The sequence below is a fragment of the Actinospica durhamensis genome (assembly GCF_018139695.1).
In the GTDB taxonomy this organism is placed as follows: domain Bacteria; phylum Actinomycetota; class Actinomycetes; order Streptomycetales; family Catenulisporaceae; genus Actinospica; species Actinospica durhamensis.
In genome coordinates, this window is record NZ_JAGSOG010000678.1 from 1 (window position 1) to 595 (window position 595).

A 595-nucleotide genomic window follows, 5' to 3' on the forward strand; every position below is an offset into this window, starting at 1 on the left:
GGGTGGAGCTGGAGGAGCCCACCTGGATCGAGCCGCCGAACACATAGGTGAACAGCACCACGAACATGATCGGCTGGAGCAGCCCGAAGACGAGCATCTCGGGGATCCGGCTCATCCGGATCAGGTTCCTGTGGGCGACGACCAGGGAGTCCCGGACCGACCGGACGACGGGGTTGCCGGGCGGCGTGATCCGCACGGCGTCGGTGACGGCGCTCATGTCGCGGCCTCCTCGCTGTGGTGGTGTCCCTGTCCCTCGGCATCGCGCGCGGTGCGCCCGGCGTCGTCCGCGTCCCCGTCCCCCTCCGTGTCCGCGGCCTCCGCGACGTGTCCGGTGAGGGAGAGGAAGACGTCGTCGAGGGTCGGTCGGCGCAGACCGATGTCGTCGAGCTCGATGCCGTGGGCGTCGAGATCGCGGATGACCTCGGCCAGGAGCTTCGCCCCGCCGGAGACCGGCGTGGTGATCTTGCGCATGTGCTCCTCGACCGTGGTGTCGCCCTTGCCGGGGCCGCGCAGGCCGTACTTGTCCAGGAGGGCGGAGGCGGCCCGGACCTTCTCCCGTTCGTGCACCACGACCTCGACGCGCTCGCCGCCGGTG

2 pseudogenes are annotated in these 595 nt (G+C 70.9%); both read right to left on the reverse strand.

Going from position 1 to position 595, the window contains the following annotated elements:
• Window positions 1-217, reverse strand: a pseudogene (locus KDL01_RS41685) (ABC transporter permease); the annotation flags it as partial.
• Window positions 214-595, reverse strand: a pseudogene (locus tag KDL01_RS41690) (daunorubicin/doxorubicin resistance ABC transporter ATP-binding protein DrrA); the annotation flags it as partial. The pseudogenes KDL01_RS41685 and KDL01_RS41690, both read right to left, overlap by 4 nt.